The sequence below is a fragment of the Aeromonas sp. HMWF016 genome, assembly GCF_963878195.1.
In the GTDB taxonomy this organism is placed as follows: Bacteria; Pseudomonadota; Gammaproteobacteria; order Enterobacterales; family Aeromonadaceae; genus Aeromonas; species Aeromonas lacus.
In genome coordinates, this window is sequence record NZ_CAWNWX010000017.1 from 65,823 (window position 1) to 67,158 (window position 1,336).

Genomic DNA, 1,336 nt, shown 5'->3' on the forward strand with positions numbered 1-1,336 from the left:
GGCAACGTCAGTCTTTCAAGGCCCGCCAGATACTCGTCACACGCCTTGCCTTCAAGCGCCGCCAGCTGGCGTTCGATCAGGATCTGCCAGGTGCCGTGCTCTTCGGCCGAGTAGTGGCTCATCCCCCGGGCATCCGGCTGGTGAGCGGTATAAAGGGTTGCCATAAGCGGTTCCATCCTCTGCGCCGGGTGAGGCGCCTTGCCATTGGGTCACAGGATCACTGTAACGAACCGGCAACAAAAAAAGCAGCCGACCCGGTGGTCGGCTGCTGGCAAGATATGTAAATAAAATGTGACATTCACGCCTAATGGCGAGCTGACTCATTCAGAGTGAGCCAAACCCTTGGTACCCCTTGTACGCCCAATACCTGAAGGAGACGGGATAAAAGCGGAGCAGCCCCGTTGCCCGGTTTATGCCGTGATAGCCCATCCACCCGGCGCAGATTGTTGCAAAAAACGCCGAAAAAAGTGGATAAGCGTTTCACCAGTAAAACAATATAGATCTTCGGCATACCGGGCTCCCATCAGGATGCGCCAGCACCCGAGCCCCGATCCGGGGTTAACTCGTTCCCTTGAGATAACCGGCCAGCTGACCCACCAGCCGCTTGCGCAGCTCGCCCAGTTTCGGCTTCTCGTCCGCACACCAGGGCAGCGGACGGCACGCCTCTATGGTGCGCAGGCCAAGGCGAGCGGTGAGCAGGCCGGCCCCCACTCCCTGCGCGGCGCGGGCGGAGAGCTTGGCGGTAAGCTCGGCCCCCAGCAAGTCCATCCCCACCTCGGTCACCAGCTCGGTGGCGCCGGCGTAGAGCATGTTGCGAAACACCTGACGGATGAGACGAATGCGGCTCCAGTAGCCAAGCTCGATGGCGTAGACATCGGCGATATCCTCGATCATCCGCAGGTTGCGCCACAGCATCAGCATCATGTCGACGGTGGCGAGCGGGCTCAGCGCCACCAGCACCGCGGCCTCCCCCGACCATTTGGCCACCCGCGCCTGCGCCAGCTTGTCGCGCTCACTCAGTACCAGCTGACTATAGAGGGTCAGCACCTCCCGATCGCTGTGGCTCTCGTCGAGCTGGGCCAGCCAGGTTTGATACCCCTCGCGCCCCTTGTCGCCACTTTTGACCGCCAACCCTTCGCAAAAGGCCTGCCCCTGCCCAACGCCCTGATGGGCCAGCAGATCTTCTGCCCGCGAGCGCACATCCTGGCGCAGCTTGAGGGTGCGCAGGCGCAGCCACTCGCGTCCCACCACGCTGGCAGTACCCGCCGCTACCAGCGCCGAGGCAGCCAGCCAGGCGCTGCCCCAGAGCGGGGTGGTGAGAAATTGGTCGTACAGG

1 protein-coding gene and 1 pseudogene are annotated in these 1,336 nt (G+C 62.6%); both read right to left on the bottom strand.

The features are described 5' to 3' along the window. Positions 1-164, bottom strand: a pseudogene (gene phhA / locus AACS24_RS02005) (phenylalanine 4-monooxygenase); the annotation flags it as partial. 394 nt (positions 165-558) lie between these two features. Beyond that, a partial coding sequence (locus AACS24_RS02010; protein WP_258223053.1) for a YcjF family protein occupies positions 559-1,336 on the bottom strand: 778 nt, incomplete at its 5' end.